The 16,415-nt window shown below is 57.9% G+C and carries 20 protein-coding genes; 17 read left to right on the top strand and 3 right to left on the bottom strand.

What is annotated here, in order from left to right; translation table 11 throughout:
* Positions 1–6: 6 nt before the first annotated feature.
* On the bottom strand, positions 7–1,308 hold the full coding sequence (locus AC0IM9_RS13310) for a M18 family aminopeptidase (protein WP_482804323.1): 1,302 nt from the start codon (positions 1,306–1,308) through the stop codon (positions 7–9).
* Positions 1,305–1,700, bottom strand: a complete 396-nt coding sequence (msrB, locus tag AC0IM9_RS13305; RefSeq protein ID WP_140911744.1) for a peptide-methionine (R)-S-oxide reductase MsrB — start codon at positions 1,698–1,700, stop codon at positions 1,305–1,307. The genes AC0IM9_RS13310 and msrB overlap by 4 nt, the downstream gene beginning before the upstream one ends.
* A 198-nt stretch (positions 1,701–1,898) precedes the next feature.
* On the opposite strand from msrB, the gene AC0IM9_RS13300 reads away from it, so the two are divergent.
* The 17 genes from AC0IM9_RS13300 to AC0IM9_RS13220 all read left to right on the top strand — a co-directional run bounded on the left by AC0IM9_RS13300 (position 1,899) and on the right by AC0IM9_RS13220 (position 15,497).
* Entirely contained in the window at positions 1,899–3,176 is a 1,278-nt protein-coding gene (locus tag AC0IM9_RS13300) for an NAD(P)/FAD-dependent oxidoreductase (RefSeq protein WP_482804322.1), read from the top strand.
* Between the two features lie 9 nt (positions 3,177–3,185).
* Entirely contained in the window at positions 3,186–3,386 is a 201-nt protein-coding gene (locus AC0IM9_RS13295; protein ID WP_278210860.1) for a YgaP family membrane protein, read from the top strand.
* A 190-nt stretch (positions 3,387–3,576) separates the two neighbouring features.
* Positions 3,577–4,041: an Hsp20 family protein gene (locus tag AC0IM9_RS13290; protein ID WP_482804321.1), complete on the top strand. Its 465-nt coding sequence runs from the start codon at positions 3,577–3,579 to the stop codon at positions 4,039–4,041.
* Between the two features lie 381 nt (positions 4,042–4,422).
* Entirely contained in the window at positions 4,423–5,871 is a 1,449-nt protein-coding gene (gene nifE / locus AC0IM9_RS13285; protein ID WP_140911747.1) for a nitrogenase iron-molybdenum cofactor biosynthesis protein NifE, read from the top strand.
* Positions 5,872–5,886: 15 nt separating this feature from the next.
* Positions 5,887–7,284, top strand: coding sequence for a nitrogenase iron-molybdenum cofactor biosynthesis protein NifN (nifN, locus tag AC0IM9_RS13280; protein ID WP_482804320.1), 1,398 nt, complete (start codon positions 5,887–5,889; stop codon positions 7,282–7,284).
* A gap of 44 nt (positions 7,285–7,328) precedes the next feature.
* Complete coding sequence (gene nifX / locus AC0IM9_RS13275; protein WP_482804319.1) at positions 7,329–7,760, top strand: nitrogen fixation protein NifX; 432 nt, start codon at positions 7,329–7,331, stop codon at positions 7,758–7,760.
* Between the two features lie 367 nt (positions 7,761–8,127).
* On the top strand, positions 8,128–8,601 hold the full coding sequence (locus tag AC0IM9_RS13270) for a NifX-associated nitrogen fixation protein (RefSeq protein WP_140911751.1): 474 nt from the start codon (positions 8,128–8,130) through the stop codon (positions 8,599–8,601).
* Between the two features lie 8 nt (positions 8,602–8,609).
* Positions 8,610–8,825: a CCE_0567 family metalloprotein gene (locus AC0IM9_RS13265; RefSeq protein WP_278210863.1), complete on the top strand. Its 216-nt coding sequence runs from the start codon at positions 8,610–8,612 to the stop codon at positions 8,823–8,825.
* A gap of 8 nt (positions 8,826–8,833) precedes the next feature.
* Positions 8,834–9,145, top strand: a complete 312-nt coding sequence (gene fdxB / locus AC0IM9_RS13260; RefSeq protein ID WP_445371431.1) for a ferredoxin III, nif-specific — start codon at positions 8,834–8,836, stop codon at positions 9,143–9,145.
* Positions 9,146–9,662: 517 nt separating this feature from the next.
* Positions 9,663–9,986: a (2Fe-2S) ferredoxin domain-containing protein gene (locus AC0IM9_RS13255; protein ID WP_140911754.1), complete on the top strand. Its 324-nt coding sequence runs from the start codon at positions 9,663–9,665 to the stop codon at positions 9,984–9,986.
* Between the two features lie 3 nt (positions 9,987–9,989).
* Positions 9,990–10,496, top strand: a complete 507-nt coding sequence (locus AC0IM9_RS13250; protein WP_482804318.1) for a hypothetical protein — start codon at positions 9,990–9,992, stop codon at positions 10,494–10,496.
* On the top strand, positions 10,493–10,870 hold the full coding sequence (locus tag AC0IM9_RS13245; RefSeq protein ID WP_140911756.1) for a hypothetical protein: 378 nt from the start codon (positions 10,493–10,495) through the stop codon (positions 10,868–10,870). The genes AC0IM9_RS13250 and AC0IM9_RS13245 overlap by 4 nt, the downstream gene beginning before the upstream one ends.
* Positions 10,871–10,879: 9 nt before the next feature.
* Positions 10,880–11,842 (top strand): DUF364 domain-containing protein, encoded by a 963-nt coding sequence (locus AC0IM9_RS13240; protein ID WP_140911757.1) that lies wholly within the window; start codon positions 10,880–10,882, stop codon positions 11,840–11,842.
* 3 nt (positions 11,843–11,845) lie between these two features.
* On the top strand, positions 11,846–12,295 hold the full coding sequence (locus AC0IM9_RS13235; RefSeq protein WP_482804317.1) for a hypothetical protein: 450 nt from the start codon (positions 11,846–11,848) through the stop codon (positions 12,293–12,295).
* Position 12,296: 1 nt separating this feature from the next.
* Positions 12,297–13,565, top strand: a complete 1,269-nt coding sequence (locus tag AC0IM9_RS13230; RefSeq protein WP_482804316.1) for a (Fe-S)-binding protein — start codon at positions 12,297–12,299, stop codon at positions 13,563–13,565.
* 105 nt (positions 13,566–13,670) lie between these two features.
* A complete protein-coding gene (locus AC0IM9_RS13225; RefSeq protein WP_140911760.1) occupies positions 13,671–14,684 on the top strand; it encodes a tryptophan--tRNA ligase in 1,014 nt (337 codons plus the stop codon).
* Positions 14,685–14,747: 63 nt separating this feature from the next.
* Positions 14,748–15,497 (top strand): YdcF family protein, encoded by a 750-nt coding sequence (locus AC0IM9_RS13220; protein WP_482804315.1) that lies wholly within the window; start codon positions 14,748–14,750, stop codon positions 15,495–15,497.
* Between the two features lie 88 nt (positions 15,498–15,585).
* Here the strand turns inward: AC0IM9_RS13220 and AC0IM9_RS13215 are convergent, their stop codons facing one another.
* Positions 15,586–16,284, bottom strand: a complete 699-nt coding sequence (locus AC0IM9_RS13215) for a hypothetical protein (RefSeq protein ID WP_482804314.1) — start codon at positions 16,282–16,284, stop codon at positions 15,586–15,588.
* Positions 16,285–16,415: the final 131 nt, after the last annotated feature.

Below are 16,415 nucleotides of genomic sequence, written 5' to 3'. Positions count from 1 at the left end.
GAAAAATCACTGGCTGCAGAAAAAAGCCCGTAGCGCACGGATCATATAGCCGTGGTCCAAAACCCCGGCACTTTCGCGGATACTGTGCATGGCCCACATGGGCGAGCCGACGTCCACGCTGCGCACGCCCAGTTTCGCCGAGGCAATCGGGCCGATCGTACTGCCGCAGGGGAGGTCGCCGCGGTGCGCGTATTTCTGGTAGGGCACGTCCGCGTCGCGGCAAAACCGGATGAATTCGGCTTCCGACACACATTCCGAGGCATAGCGGTGGTTAACGTTAATCTTGATGGCCGGGCCGTGATTGACGATGACTTTATGGCCGGGTTCGTAGGCGCCGGGAAAGCCGGGCTGGTAAGCGTGAGCCATATCGGCGCTGACCATAAAGCTGTTGGCCAGGGCGCGGCGGTAGCCGTCGGTGCGGTCGCAGCAGTCGGTGGCGATACGTTCCAGCACGTCCGGCAAAAAACTGCCTGCCGCGCCTTTACAGCTCTCGCTACCGATCTCTTCGTGGTCGAAAAAGGCGCAGACCAGCGTATTCCCGCTATTCAGTACCGAAGCGTCCAACATCGCCGTCAAACCTGCGTGGCAAGACGCCAGATTATCCAGCTGGCTGTCGGCGTAGAATAAGCGATCGGTGCCCCAGAATACGCCTTTTTGGGTGTCGTACACGTTCAATTCCCAGCTCAACAGACTGTCGCCGTCGATGCCGGCAGAGTCGGCCAACAGCTGGCGAAAATAATTAGCAGGCAATTGTTCGGCAGCGCTGGCCAATATCAAGGCCAACTCGTTTTGCTTTTGCAGTTTCAGGCCGTCTTCGTTAACGCCGCGGTTCATATGAATCGCCAGATTCGGCAAGCGCAACAGCGGTTGGTCGAAGCGCAGCAAACGGCTGCCGATGCTGCCGTCCGTCTGGCTGAATGCGATACGGCCGGCCAGACTGAGATCGCGGTCGGTAAAAGTTGCCAGAATCGGCCCGCCGTAAATTTCGACGGCCAGTCGCTGAATTTTGTCGGATTCCAACACCGGCTGCGGTTTGACCCGCAATCCGGGCGAGTCGGTGTGGGCGCCGAGCAGCTTAAAGCCTTTGCTCGCCAAGTCTTCCCGACCCAAAACGAAGGCGACCACTGAAGAGTCGTCTCGAATCACGTAATAACGGCCTCCGGCACTCAAACTCCAGGCGTCGCCCTCGTACAGACGCTGAAACTGAAAGGCCTGCAGGCGTTGTTCGATGCAGGCTGCCGCATGCCAGGGGCTGGGGCTGGCGTCGATAAAGTCCAATAAATCCTGTACTTGCCGGTGTGCGCTCATGTTTTCTTGTCCAGGGTTAACGCCACCGAATTGATGCAATAGCGCAATCCGGTCGGTAACGGGCCGTCTTCGAATACGTGGCCGAGATGGGCGCCGCAGGAATGGCAGGTCACTTCGGTACGGCGCATGCCGTGGCTGGTATCGAGGTGCTCGTCCAAGCTCTCGGCATGCAGCGGATTCCAAAAACTGGGCCAGCCGCAGCCGGAGTGGAATTTGTGTTCCGAGTCGAACAAGGCCGCGCCGCAACAGACGCAACGGTAGATACCGTCGTCTTCGCAATCGGTGTATTTGCCGGTGAACGGCGGCTCGGTACCTTTTTCGCGGCAGACGCGGTATTGCTCCGGCGTCAGCTTCTCGCGCCAAAATTTGTCAGCATCATTAGAGTCGGTCATGGTGGCAGTCCATATCAACAGTGGTACTGGTCATTGTACCCAGAGTTATACGCTTGCTGAAGGAAAGCGAGATATCGGTTGACTATGTTAGAGAACCCTAATATTCTGTGGTCACATGATTTTGCGGCGCATAATTACCATAATCCAAAAAAGAAACTTCAAAATCGTGCGTGTCTGAATTTCAGCGAGGAGAATGTCATGGCAAGAATCGTAGTGTTAGGTGCAGGTATCGGCGGCGTGCCGATGGCTTACGAAATGAAGGAAACGGTGGGCAAACAGCATGAAGTGGTGGTGATATCCGATTCGCCGACCTTCCACTTCGTACCCTCCAATCCCTGGGTGCCGCCGAAATGGCGCAAACCGGAAGATTTGAAAATCGAATTGGCGCCGGTGATGGCAAAAAAAGGCATCACCTTCATCCAAAAGGCAGCCACTAAGGTCGATCCGCTAAACAATAAAGTCGAGCTGGCCGACGGTAGTGTGGTCGAATACGACTATCTGATCATCGCTACCGGTCCGCGTCTGGCCTTCGACGAAGTGCCCGGTTTGGGGCCGCATGGCGGACATACTTCATCGGTGTGCCATGTCGACCACGCCGCGTTGGCCGCCGAAGACTGGGACCGCTTCATGGCCGATCCCGGCCCGATCGTGATCGGGGCGGTGCAAGGCGCGTCCTGCTTCGGTCCCGCCTATGAATACATGATGATCATCGAAACCGAGTTACGCAAACGCAAAATCCGCGACAAGGTGCCGATGACCTTCGTCACTTCCGAACCTTACATCGGTCACTTGGGCCTGGGCGGCGTCGGCGACACCAAAGGCTTGTTGGAAAGCGCATTACGCGACAAGACCATCAAATGGATCACCAACGCCAAGGTGGACAAGATCGAAGCCGGCATGATGTATGTCACCGAAGTCGACGAAGATGGCAACGAAAAGAAGAAGCACGAACTGCCGTTCAAGCATTCGATGATGCTGCCGGCGTTCACCGGCGTCGATGCGGTGCGGCATTGCGGCGCGGAAGGTCTGACCAATCCGCGCGGTTTCGTCATCGTCGACGAACATCAGCGTAACCCAACCTACAAGAACATTTATTCGGTCGGCGTCTGCGTAGCCTTGCCGCCGGTGGAAAAAACCCCGGTGCCGACCGGTACCCCGAAAACCGGTTATATGATCGAATCGATGGTGACGGCAACGGCCCATAACATCCGCGACGAACTGGACGGCAAACAACCGACCGACAAGCCCAGTTTGAGCGCGCTATGTCTGGCCGATCTGGGCGATACCGGCGTGGCGTTTTTGGCCGTACCGCAAATTCCGCCCCGCAACACGACTTGGTCGAATCACGGCAAGTGGGTGCATCTAGCCAAAATCGCCTTCGAAAAATACTTCATGCGCAAGATTAGAAAAGGCATCAGCGAGCCGTTCTACGAGCGGATGATGCTGAAATTCATGGGCGTCGTCCGCCTGAAATAGGAGCTGCTTATGTCTATCGATCGGATGGTGATGGCGTTTGCCGGCTCGTTTATTCTGGCCAGTCTGGCTTTGGCGCATTGGCATTCGCCGAATTGGTTGTGGTTTACCGCCTTCGTTGGCGCCAATTTGGTGCAGGCGTCATTTACCGGATTTTGCCCGTTGGCGATTATCCTGAAAAAGCTCGGCGTCAAATCCGGCTGCGCATTTTAGTTTGTTCCCTCTAGCCTAACCGCCGCTGGATTGGCGGTTAGGTCTCTTTCGGCTCAGATCCGACCGGAAAAAATCCGGTGGCCGCACTCTTGAAGTTTTCGTCATCGGCCCTAATTTGTCGGTGTCCGGGCCGGACGGCTCGGTTACAACCAATGTTTTCAAAGCTTATTTGAATTGGGGAGAAAGAATCATGAGAGTCGAATATACGCCGATTTACCGTCCCAACCTGGGTTTGGGCCAATGGGCCGCAATGCTGGACGGCATTTTACAAAGCGACCGGCCGAATCACGATTATCCGGCCTTCGATATCGAAGTGGTCGGCGACAACCAGTTTGCGATCAGTTTGGCGGTACCGGGTTTCAGTCCGGACCAGTTATCGATCGAAACCGAAAACAAGGTGTTGACCATCAAAGGCGATAAACCGCAAGACGCCGAAAAACGGCGCTTCCTGCACCAAGGCATTTTTAGTCGCAATTTCGAACGCCGCTTCAACCTGGCCGAACACACCGAAGTCAACGGTGCCCATTACCGCGACGGGTTGCTGACCGTCAGGCTGGTGAAACGGATTCCGGAGGCAATGAAACCGCGGCGCATCGAGATCGATAACGTCGGCCAAGTGTTGAGTCCGGCGCAAGCGACATTGCCCATCGCATGAAACTGATCGCCAGTCGATGACGGTTTGAGCCCCGTTGTCAGCCAACGCCGGTGGCGGGGCTCTCGCCAATTTCCCTCTTTACAGCCTTTCCCTTCAGCATTCGGGCGATCAGCCGGAAAACGCTGACTGCTTGCCCGGATCTCAGTCGATGCTCCGGCATCGTCAAGTCTGATTGACAGCCCCCTAGGTTCCTCGCCACGTCCGGGTTATTCCTTTCCCCTGCCGGCCGGTCTGGCGTCGGTTGCGCCGGGCTTTGTTTGGTCGCAATCGTCGATTGTCGGGTTTGCTACAAAAAAAATCGGGCCAAGACCTTGAAAATCATTGTCTTAGCACTTGGCACAACGGTTGCAATAGATAGTACAAAAAACTTGGGGTTGTGCCATGAAATCGACCAAAGACATTGCCGAAATGCTGGACGAACCGGCATGCGAGCATAACAAGAAGGAAAAATCCGGCTGCGCCAAACCCAAACCCGGCTCCGCCGCCGGCGGCTGCGCCTTCGACGGCGCCCAAATCGCCCTGTTACCGATCGCCGACGTCGCTCATATCGTGCACGGCCCGATCGCCTGTGCCGGCAGTTCCTGGGACAACCGCGGTACCCGTTCTTCCGGCCCGGACCTTTACCGGATCGGCATGACTACCGACTTGACCGAGCAGGACATTGTCATGGGCCGCTCGGAAAAGCGCCTGTTCCACGCCATCAAGCAAGCGGTGGAAACCTTTAATCCGCCGGCGGTATTCATCTACAACACCTGCGTGCCGGCCCTGGTCGGCGACGACATCAATGCCACCTGCAAAGAAGCCACCGAACGATGGGGCGTGCCGGTCGTGCCGATCGACGCCGCCGGTTTTTACGGTACCAAAAACCTGGGCAACCGCATCGCCGCCGATGCGATGATCAAATACGTGGTCGGCACCCGCGACCCCGATCCATTGCCGCCGGCCGCAATCGAAGCGGAGAAAGCCGGCATCAAAATCCACGACGTGAACTTGGTCGGCGAATACAACATCGCCGGCGAATTCTGGCACGTATTGCCGCTGCTGGACGAAATGGGCTTGCGCGTGCTGTGCACCTTGTCCGGCGATGCCCGCTTCCGCGAAGTGCAAACCATGCACAAGGCCGAAGTCAATATGATGGTTTGTTCCAAAGCCATGATCAACGTGGCGCGGAAATTGGAACAGCAATACCGGATACCCTGGTTCGAAGGCAGTTTCTACGGCATTACCGATACCAGCCAGGCCTTACGCGATTTTGCCCGCGTCATTAACGATCCGGATTTGACCGCCCGTACCGAAGCCATCATCGCCCGCGAGGAAAACCGGATTCGCGAAGCCTTGGCACCGTGGCGCGAACGCCTGAAAGGCAAGCGGGTGCTGCTGTTTACCGGCGGCGTCAAGAGTTGGTCGGTGATTTCGGCGCTGCAAGATTTGGGTATGGTGGTGGTCGCCACCGGCACCAAGAAATCCACCGAAGAAGACAAAGCCCGGATTCGCGAACTGATGGGCGAAGACACCCTAATGATCGAAGACGGCAGCCCGAAAGCCTTGCTGAAAGTCGTGCACGACTACAAGGCCGACATTCTGATCGCCGGTGGCCGCAATATGTACACCGCCTTGAAAGCGCGGATTCCGTTCCTGGACATTAACCAGGAGCGCGAATTCGGTTACGAAGGTTACCAAGGCATGCTGGAACTGGTCCGCCAATTGGCTTTGACGTTGGAAAGCCCGGTGTGGGAAGCGGTCAGAGCGCCGGTGCCTTGGAAAGCCGCGGCCAAGGTTGCCAAAGCCGCCGAACAGGCGGTGCTGTTCGCTGAGCCCGTCGCCGCTTAACCGGGGTATTTCGCCATGGCCGAAATTTTAAAACGCAACAAAGCCCTGTCGGTCAGTCCGCTGAAAGCCAGCCAACCCACCGGCGGCTCGTTGGCTTGCCTGGGTTTCGACCGGGCGATCCCGATGCTGCACGGCTCGCAAGGCTGCACCGCGTTTGCCAAGGTGTTTTTCGTGCGCCATTTCCGCGAACCGATTCCGTTGCAAACCACAGCGATGGACCAGGCCAGTTCGGTGCTGGGCGCCGATGAGAACGTGATCGAAGGCATCCGGGTCATCGCCGAAAAATCCAACCCGGCCTTGATTGCGGTATTGACCACCGGTTTGGCCGAAACCCAGGGTTGCGATGTGCAGCGTAACCTGCGCGAATTTCGCGCCAAATATCCCGAATACGACCATGTCGCGGTCGTGGTAGTCAATACGCCCGATTTTACCGGTTGCGTCGAAACCGGCTATGCAGCGACCTTAACCGAAATCGTGCGCAGCTTGGTACCGGACGCCGAGCAGGCCGGCACCAAGCCGGGAACTCGGCAGCGCCAGGTCAACGTCCTGGTCAGCCCTATGCTGACGCCGGGCGATTTGGAAGCTTTGCGCGACCTGATCGAGCAATTCAATTTACGGCCGGTGCTGGTGCCGGACATTTCCGATTCGCTGGACGGCAGTTTGACCGACGACGACTTTTCGCCGGTGACGATAGGCGGTACCCCGGTGTCGGAATTGAAAACGCTGGGCGAGGCCCGCGCCACGCTGGTGATCGGCGCGTCGCTGCGCAAAGCCGGCGAACTGTTGCAGGAAAAAACCGGCGTTCCCAGCCATTTCTTCGACCATCTCTATGGCCTGCAAGCCAACGATGCCTTGATTTGCGCGTTGGCCGGCATCAGCGAAATGCCGGTACCGGGCAAGGTCGAACGGCAGCGGGCGCAATTGCAGGATGCGATGCTGGATACCCATTTCATGCTCGGCCAATTGCGGGTGGCGATTGCCGGCGATCCGGATCAACTGAACGCGTTGGCGCATCTGGTCACCGGCATGGGCGCCGAAGTGGTTGCGGCGGTCGCGGCCGGCAACGCGCCGGTGCTGGCGACCACGCCGGTCGCCAGCGTTAAGATCGGCGACCTCGAAGATTTGGAAAACCTGGCCCGCGCCGGCAAGGCGCAATTGTTGATCGGTAACTCGCATGCAGTGGCCAGTGCCGAGCGCTTGGGCATTCCGATTCTGCGGGTCGGCTTTCCGTTGTACGACATCATCGGCGGCTACCAGAAAACCTGGATCGGCTACCGCGGCTCTCGCCAAACCCTGTTCGATCTCGCCAATCTGGTGATCAATTTCGCCCACGAGGACATCGAACCGTACTACTCGCCGTACGCCCAAAAGCCGGAAAACGAACGTCAAGCCTGCTCGCCGTCATGTCATTAGCACGCCGCATGCAGGTATTGCATGCCCCAGACCAGAGGATGCCTATGGAAACCGCCATTAAAGTCGCTTTCGCCACCACCGACATGGTTCACGTCAACCAGCATTTCGGTTCCGCCAGATCGTTTGCCGTCTATGCCGTGGACCCGGAGCAGTCGGAAATGCTGGAAGCGGCCCAGTTCGGCGAACTGGCGCAGGATGGTAACGAAGACAAATTGTCGGTGAAGATTCAATTGCTGGAGGGTTGCGCGGCGGTTTACTGCCAGGCCATCGGCGCCTCGGCGATCAAGCAGATCGTGGCCCAGGGCATTCAGCCGATCAAGGTTCAGGAAGGTGCCACGATCAAGGATTTGATCGGCGACTTGCAACACGAAATGAAAGCCGGCCCGTCGACTTGGCTAGCCAAGGCCATCAACCAGCATAAAGGACCGAGTCCGGATCGGTTCAGTGCGATGGAGGATGAGGGGTGGGATGAATAGTGCTGATGTTTAGCGTGGGCACGGGTTTTGTGCCCTCCCCGAAAACAGGTTTTGTGTCGCTATCGCGACGGATGAGTTAGAAGTCGGGTCTCGGCCCGACAGCCGAGATACTTTTCTTTGCTTGTCCAAAGAAAAGTATCCAAAAGAAAAGACACCCGGACGCCGCTTTTTTCCTGCGCTCGGCGACGTTTATCGAGGGTCGGCAGAAGGGGCTTCCCAGCCCCTCCGCCGCCGCGCCGCATCCTTGCGGCGCCCCTTCGGGCTGATCTCGATAAACGCCACGGATGCTCGGCACGGCATACGGGGAACGGCTTGGCGATAGTAGAAGCCGTTGAAAGATTTGATACTTAAATATAGGAGAACCACCATGTCCCAACCCGCACTTGTCGTCGAAGCCGGCGACCCCTTGATGACTTCCGACATCGTCGTCGAAATGCTGAAGCAGCTTCGGGCGATGGATACCTACGATACCTACGAAGGCTGGTCGGAAGAGAAAATCATCGATCCGTTGATCATGACCAAGGAACGTAAACGTGAGATTCCGATCGTCGGCGATCCGGACGAAATTACGTTGGCGCGAGTCAAGGCCTATTACAACGCGATTGCTTCGTTGGCCGAAAAACGCACCGGCTTGATGGCGGTGCCGGTGATCAACATCACCCACGAAGGGTTCGGCCGGGCGCTGGTGCTGGTCGGCAAATTGATCGCGGTCGATAAAGTCTTGCGCGACGTGCACCGTTTCGGTTTCGGCAGTTTGGAAGAATTGAACGAGAAGACCGAGAAGATTCTGGAAAAGGCCGTCAGCTTGATCGAGCAATACAAAGAAGTGGCCGAAGCTTGAGGTGAATTATGAGTGACGAAGATATTAAAGCCTTGGAAAAAGAAGTGAAGAAAAACAAACGCCTGGCCAACGAGGCGGCGTCGGTACTGCACGACTTGATCGAAGACCGGTTGCCCGATGCCTACGGCGAACTGATGGGCGTGGCGCAAGCCACCTACGATGCCTGCAAGGCCTGGGACGACGCCAACAAGAAATTCTTGGCGGCCAGCGCCACTTCAGCTTAGGAGGAACGATGAGCGAATTTGTAACCGGCGTGACCTTCGGCGGTACGGTTTGGACACCGTCCTACGTCACCGATATCAATCAGCGTGCCTGCATCGGCTGCGGCCGTTGTTTCAAAGTCTGCCCGCGCGACGTGTTCGATCTGGTCGAGAAAGACGAGGTGTTGGCCGATGCGGCTGACGACGACTACGAAGATTTCGAGGACGACGACAACAGTATGGTGATGAGCCTGAAAAACGCCGCCGACTGTATCGGTTGCGAGGCCTGCTCCAAGGTTTGTCCTAAGGATTGTTTTACGCACGAGCATAAGGTTGCGGCTTGATTTTTATTTCGTAGCTCCGTCGGATGAGTAGGGTGGGCACGGTTTTTGTGCCCACGCGGTGACTCGTCGTTCGGCGCGGCATACGGGAAATTCCGTCCCAGTGTAGTTGGTCGGAGTGCCAGTAGATATTTTTGAAAACCGCTCATATTGGGGATGGTTTTACTCCCGTATTTCGACCCCGAGCATCGCAGTTTTTTGCTGGATTCGCCCGAAGGGGAGCGGCAGGGATGCCGCTCGTTGGCGAAGGGGTAGGAAGCCCCTTTTGCCAACCCCTGCAAAAAACGAGACGCGCAGGATAAGGGCGAAATCCGGGTGTCGTTTCTTTTGGATACTTTCTTTTGGCGACGCACAAATTCGTTTGGAACGAATTTGAACAGCCAAAGGCTGGCCCGATAGGGCGAAAACCAAGGATGGTTTTCGTAGCGAAAGTATCTCGGTTGTCGGTCCGAGAACCGACACTCAAATCCACGTCGCGATAGCGACACCAATTTTTTTATCTTAAAAAAGGAAAGCTATCATGCCACGCCCCGAAAAACACGTATTCGTCTGTACTCAAGCCCGTCCGCAAGGCCATCCGCGCGGGTCCTGCTCGGCCAGCGGTTGCGCCGAGGTGATGAACGAGTTCATGAACCAGATCCAGGCCCGGAATCTGTTCGAGAAAATCGGCCTGACCAACACCGGTTGCATGGGGCCGTGCATGCTCGGCCCGAGCGTGCTGGTCTATCCGGAAGGCGTCATGTACGGCAAAGTCACCAAAGACGACGTCAAGACCATCATCGACCAGCATTTGTTGGGCGGTGCGCCGGTCGAGGCGTTGCAAGTGCCGGCCGAGGTCTGGTAAGCCATGACCGGAGTGGCGTTTCTGGAAGAGCGGGTGCTGTTTAGCCCGGATGTGCCCGAGGCGGTGAACAAGCTGCTGCAAATGGCCGTGGCGGCCAGCCATGCCGATAAACCGCTGGCGGAAAAGTACTTCCAGCAGGCGCAACAGCTCGATCCGGCCTGCCTGCAGACCTATTTCGCGCTGTACAAGTTTTATTTCTACCAGGGCCGTCTGGCCGAGGCCGAGCGCGAAGCTTTGGCGGCGCTGGCGGAATCGGCGCGCCAAGGCGGGTTTCCGGCCGATTACCGGCAATTGGCGGTCGAAGCCGGGCAGTGGGATATGTATGCCAGCGACGTCTGCCTGTTTTATCTGTACAGTTTGAAAGCGCTGGGCTTCATCCGCCTGCGCCGGCAACTGGAGGAGGAGGCGCGGCTGGTGCTGGCGGTGTTGCGGCAACTGGATCCGCTGGACCGTTCCGGCGGCTCGGTGATCATGCACTTGGCCGAGGCCTTGGCGGAGGATGCGGCGTGAGCGAAGAATTGCAGCAACAAGTCGAAGCCAAACGCAGCTTCGGTAAGGCGGTATGCCAGCGTATGACCGAGAACATCGTCAAGCTGGGCTTTCCGCTGCAGACCGATCTGAGTTTGCCGGATTTCGATGCCGCGGTGTTCAGTCTGGTCACCGATCCGTTTACCCAAAGCCGGGATTTGGTGGGATATTGGTATAACGCCGGCAAACAGCGCATCGGCCAGATCAAATTCCACGGCGACGGCAGTTTTTACGCCGAATACGACGTGGTAAAGCCGCACCCGACCAAGAAGCTCTGGTTCGTCGAGGCCATCAACGCCTGGGGCCGGCAGGACAACATCAAAACCGAAGCAAAATTGTTGGAAACTCCGCAATAAGGAGGCGCTATGGCTAATCCCAAACGCTTGTACGAATTGCTGTTGGACTATTGCAGCAGCGATGCTGTGGTGGACAATTTGATGATCGGCCTGGTCTGGACCATATGCCAAAGTCAGGGCAAGGCCACGGCCGGTCTGGCGATGAGCCCCGGCCTCGCCACGCGCACCTTGACCTGGTCGGGGACCTTGGTCGGCAAGCCGGTCACCGATCTGGCGGCCTGGATTACCGAATGGGACCCGTTCAAGGCCACCGTGGCGATGGCGGCGATCAACAGTTGCATCAACGCCCGGCCGCTGCCGGAATCGGTGGCCCTGGATTGCCACGGCGAACACGCCAATCTGGCGGTGTTCGATTATTTTCTGCCGCAGTTGCAGGGGAAGCACGTGGTCGTGATCGGCCGCTACCCCGGTATCGAACGCTACCAGGACAAAATGTTGCTGACGGTGCTGGAGCGGCAGCCGACGGCGTCCGATCTGCCGGACTCGGCGTGCGAGTTTTTGTTGCCGCAGGCCGACTGGGTGTTTCTGACCGGCAGCAGCATCACCAACAAGACCTTCCCGCGCCTGACCGAACTGGCCTCCCATGCCACCACGGTTTTGATGGGGCCGACCGTGCCCTGGTTGCCGCAATTGCACGAGTTCGGTATCGATTATCTGGCCGGCGTCGAAGTCGTCGACCCGCAAGCGCTGTACCACACCGCGGCTCAGGGCGGCGGGGTAAGGATTTTCCATAACGGCTTGCGCTACCGGATTGCCGAGCTGGCGCCGCAACGCAGCATCAGTTGGCTGAAGCAGCAAATCGCCGATTGTTTTGCCGAAAAGTCGCAACTGACCACGGCGATGCAGCAATGGTACGACGCCGGCAATAAAGCCCGATTTCCGCAGTATTCGCTGCTCGACCAATTGAACGGTCGTTTGTCGCGCTTGGATACCAGTTTTAAATCGTTATGGGACAACTATGCCGCCGGATAACGTATGACCTTGGCTGTACCGGAACACTTCGAGCGGCACCGGTTGCTGCTGTTATACAAGGGCGACATCAGCGCTTTGACTTTATTCGCCCAGCAAGCCAACGGCAGCGTCTGTTTTCCGCAACCGCTGCCGGCGCTATCATCCGCACTGGACCAGGACAGCGGCGAAGCGGCCGGTTTGACCGTGCATCCGGCAACGCTGGTCAATGCTATCAGTAAGCTGATGGGCTTCGAGGCCGATTTGCTGCAGGCCGAAGCCGGCTACAAGCAGTCGGTCGACACCCCCGGCGGCATCGTCACCGTCTACATCGCCCGCTTTAAACTGCTCGATCCGCCGCACCGGTTGATGCAAAGCCTGGATTGCCGGATGCGCACCTTACCCGAACTGCGCGGCCGGCCGCCGGCCGAGATGGAGTTGCTGCGCCGCGCCTACGAAACGATGATGGAGGGTTAGCGTGTTCGATTACATGGATTTTGGCCTGGATTCCGGCGAGGATAGCGGCGCATCGTTTTCGACCAACACCGGCCCGTATATTCCGGAGGCGCAGGACTGCATGCGCTGCGGCATGTGCGTGACCGGCTGCCCGACCTACCGTTTGACCCAAACCGACGCCGAAACCCCGCGCCAGCGGATTCGCAGCATCGAAAAAGTGTTGCGCGACGAAGCGCTCAGCGCCGACGAACGTACCCATCTGGATAACTGCCTGCAATGCCGGGCCTGCGAAACCGTGTGTCCAAGCCGGATGAAATACGGCGAACTGTTCGACCTGGCGCGGCACAAACTGACGCAATTGCAGCCGTCGTCCTGGCTTGCCGGATTGGCGCTGCGTCTGATCGAACACAAAAACTGGCGGCGCAGCTTGTTGCCGTTGCTTACCCTATATTTGCGTTCGGGCCTGCAAAAGCCGTTGCGGGCGAGCGGCCTGTTGCAAAAACTGAATCTGGCGGCCGCCGAGCGCCTAGTCTGCGAGCCGGCGCTCGGCGGTTTAGCCGGAGTTTTTCCTGTGAGTAAACGCGCCCGCCAACGCGGCCGCGTCGCCTTGTTTACCGGTTGTCTGGCCGAACATTTCGACCGCGCCACGCTGCGGGCGGCGATCAAACTACTCAATGCGGTCGGCTACGAGGTGGTGGTGCCGGAAGGCCAGGGCTGCTGCGGCGCGATCCACCAGCATAACGGCCGCTCGGCTGAGGCACTGATCGAAAACAATATCGCCACGTTTTACGAGCTGGAAGTCGAGGCGGTGGTGTATCTGGCCAGCGGTTGCGGGGCGATGCTAACCGAATACCAGGGCGCTGATAGCGAAACCTCCGGCTGGTTCACCCGCAGTTTGCGCGACATCAATGAGTTTTTGCTGGAACATTGGCCGGACCAGCTTCAGCCGGCGGCATCCAACCTGAATATCGCGGTGCACGAGCCGTGCAGCCAGCGTAACGTCTTGAAAAACGCCAAGGCGGTTTATGCCTTGTTGGCGAAAATCCCCGGCGTGAATATCGAAGCCTTGCCGGACAACCACACCTGCTGCGGTGCCGGCGGCAGTTATATGTTGAGCCATCCGGAAAATGCTGGGCAACTAAAAACGCTGAAGCGCCAGGCCATTGCCGGTTGCGGCGCCGATATCGCCGTCAGCACCAATTTCGGCTGCGCGTTTTTTCTGAACGCTGAGCGCGGCGAAACCGACCGCAAACTGATGCATCCGATTCGGCTGCTGGCCGACCGGATCTGACCAACCGCGGCCGCGCCGGCCCGGCCGCAGGCGTCGAGCCTGACTATCCCCGGCGATTTGTGTAAAATCGCGCCACTTTTTCATTTCGATAGCGCAGGCAGCAGTATGACTAAATCCATCGTTCTTACCGGCATCACCACCACCGGCACGCCGCATTTGGGCAATTACGCCGGGGCTATCCGGCCAGCGATCAAGGCCAGCAAAGACGAACAGGTCCGGCCGTTTTATTTCCTGGCCGATTACCATGCGCTGATCAAATGCAACGAGCCGGCCCGGGTCAAGCAATCCAGCCTGGAAATCGCCGCCACCTGGCTGGCGCTGGGGCTGGATACCTCGAATGCGGTGTTTTACCGCCAGTCCGACGTACCGGAAATTCTGGAACTGACCTGGATGCTGACCTGCGTCACCGCCAAGGGCTTGATGAACCGGGCTCACGCTTACAAAGCCGCCGTGGCCGAGAATGAGGAAGCCGAAGGCGCCGATCCGGACAAGGGCATCACGATGGGCCTGTTCAGCTATCCGATTTTGATGGCCGCCGATATTTTGATGTTCAATGCCAACAAGGTGCCGGTCGGCAAGGACCAAATCCAGCATATCGAAATGGCCCGCGACATCGCCGCCCGCTTCAACCATATCTACGGCGAACATTTCGCGTTGCCGGAAGCGGTGCTGGAAGAAAACGCCGCGACCTTGCTGGGCCTGGACGGCCGCAAAATGAGCAAGAGTTACAACAATACGATTCCGTTGTTCGAGCCGGAAAAGAAACTGCGCAAATTGATCAACAAGATCAAAACCAACTCGCTGGAACCGGGCGAACCGAAAGATCCGGAAGGTTGCACGCTGTTCGGTATTTACCAGGCCTTTGCCAACCACCACGAAGTGGACGCGATTCGCCAGCGCTATGCCGAAGGCATCGGCTGGGGCGAGATGAAGCAGGTATTGTTCGAGAAAATCAACGACGAAATCGCCCCGGCCCGCGAGCGTTACGAAGCCTTGATAGCGGCGCCGGAACATATCGAACAGCAATTGCAGGAAGGCGCCGAAAAAGCCCGCGCCATCAGCCGGCCGTTCATTCAGCAATTGCGGGCAGCGGTCGGCATTTCCGGCTTGGCCGGCTAGGCAGCTTTGCCCGGCGGTTTGCGGTTTAACCCGGCGCAACCGGCCTAGGCTAGGATAGCCGCCATGCTGGTTTACGCGCTGCAGTCGCTGTTGTTGCCGCCGGTTTTACTGCTGGTTTTGGCGCTGGTCGGGGTCCTGGCCGGCAAACGCAAATGGGGGCGGAGCATGGCGCTGACGAGTTTGGTTTTGCTGTGGTTGCTGAGTCTGCCCATCGTCGTCAACCGCTTGGCGCAGTGGTGGGAGCGGGTGCCGCCGTTGCCGGCCGCAGCGGCCGCAACCTTCAAACCCGGCGCGCTGGTCGTTATCGGCGGCGGCCTGCAATTCGACACGCCGGAATATCCCGGCCAAATCACCTTACATCCGCGCAATCTGCTGCGTCTGCGCTATGCCGCCAAACTGGCCTGGGAACTGGGCTTGCCGGTATTGGTTTCCGGCGGCGGCGCGCTGGCGGCGGACGATGTAGCCGAAGCCGACCTGATGGCGGCGATATTGGACCAGGAGTTCAAAACCCCGGTGGCCTGGCAGGAGCGGGACAGCCGCAACACCGCCGAAAACGCCCGCTTCAGTCGGGACTTGCTGAGCCAATACGGCATAAACGACATCGTGCTGGTAACGCAGGCCTACCACATGCCGCGGGCGTTGATGGCGTTTCGCCAAGCCGGCTTTAACGTCTTGCCGGCACCGACCGCCTTCATCGGCCGCAACGGCGACCCCCGCTTCCCGGACTGGCTACCGTCGCCGTCGGCCTGGGCCAACCTTTTCCTGCTGGCGCATGAAGCGGTCGGGATGGTTTGGTATCGGATTCGGTATTGATGGAGGGCGCTAGCGTACCGTTAGAATTGATGGCCAACGCTGCGCGTCGGCTGCGTGAGGCCTTTCGAGCGTCGGTTGTATGCGCTTGTTAGAGGGCATCCTTGGGCGCCTGCGAATGTAATTTTCCCGCGACTGAATGCCACTGTGCCTTGTGCTCCAGAAAATCGTGAAGACCCGGGTAAATAATACGCAGACTTTCCTGCTCTTGTGCGGTGAAGCCGCTGTCTAGGGGATCTTGGTAGTTTTCAGGCCACTGTGCTGCTTCCCACACCGCACGTAGCGCCTTGTCGGAGAGAGCACGGACGCCGGAGATCAGGGGCCGACCATTCCGCATTTCGCCTTTGGAGGATTGCTTTGCGGCCTCATCAATGGGCAGAGTCGGATCAACACCGTAAAAGAATGCTGCTGGTTTATCGGCCAGAAGAGCGCCGAAAACGCCCCTGTACTTCAACCGATGAAGCTCCAGCACCTTCTTGTGTGTATCCTCAGTCACATTTTTCGCTAGTTCGTGCGCGTGTCCGAGCGCGCGTCCGGCTGCAATCCATGTGACGCGATCGTTGCTTCCGTCCTGAAGCAGGCTCCTCGCTTCTTCGAATGCTTTGACACACGAATCCAAGTAGAAAAGCGATCGCTTCTCTCTGGCTTCCTTGATGCTCTTGGACTGAGTAAAGAGCTGAGCGGATAGTGCAATCAAAATACCGGCCGGCAAACCATTGTTCAGCGGCTCAAACGCGACCGCGTGTCCAAGGAACGGATATGTGATGACCACAAAGGCCAATACGATCAACGCCCATATATGGACTCCTCCCCAATTGCAAGCCAAGTGTTATCAAAATTGATGTTTCCAACAGAGATCAAGATTGCAGCCATATATTCGGTCTCTTGATGAAGGTACTTGATAGGCCTTCGGACCCTGAT

Source organism: Methylomonas sp. Uni0011, assembly GCF_056850255.1.
This window is presented reverse-complemented; position numbering and strand designations above follow the sequence as displayed.